Source organism: Corynebacterium sp. MSK150, assembly GCF_030229215.1.
Taxonomy (GTDB): domain Bacteria; phylum Actinomycetota; class Actinomycetes; order Mycobacteriales; family Mycobacteriaceae; genus Corynebacterium.
In genome coordinates this window covers 1-456 of sequence record NZ_JASPHM010000044.1, presented here as the reverse complement: position 1 = coordinate 456, position 456 = coordinate 1, and the positions used below count along the sequence as shown (strand labels likewise).

Genomic DNA, 456 nt, shown 5'->3' with positions numbered 1-456 from the left:
AATTGCGAGACTTGAGGAACCAGGGACACGCCTGAAAGCCCAGGCAATCGTCATCCTCAAGTCACACCACCGCTTGGACTACCTCCTGGATGCGGCCGGCATGGCACGCTCGACATTCTTCTACCACCAAAAACGACTCACCGCACCGGATAAACATGCCGAGCTCAAACAAGCGATCCGGGACAGTTTTCAGCGCAACAAACACCGCTACGGCTACCGGCGGGTACTGCTCGACCTGCGTAACCAGGGCTGGGTGGTCAACCACAAACTTGTCTACAAGCTCATGCGCGCCATGGGCTTGAAAGCCAAGATCCGCCAGCGCAGGCCCTACATCTCCTACACTGGCACAATCAGCTACATCGCTGAGAACACACTCGAGCGCAACTTCACCCCCGATAGGCTCAACACTGTCTTCGTCAGCGACGTCACCGAGTTCAAAGTCGCTGGCCGCAAGGT

General features: G+C 57.0%; 1 protein-coding gene. It reads left to right on the top strand.

The annotated features are described in order from the left end of the window. Positions 1–456, top strand: a 456-nt coding sequence (locus QP941_RS11560) for an IS3 family transposase (RefSeq protein WP_284869008.1), incomplete at both ends; no start/stop codon positions are given.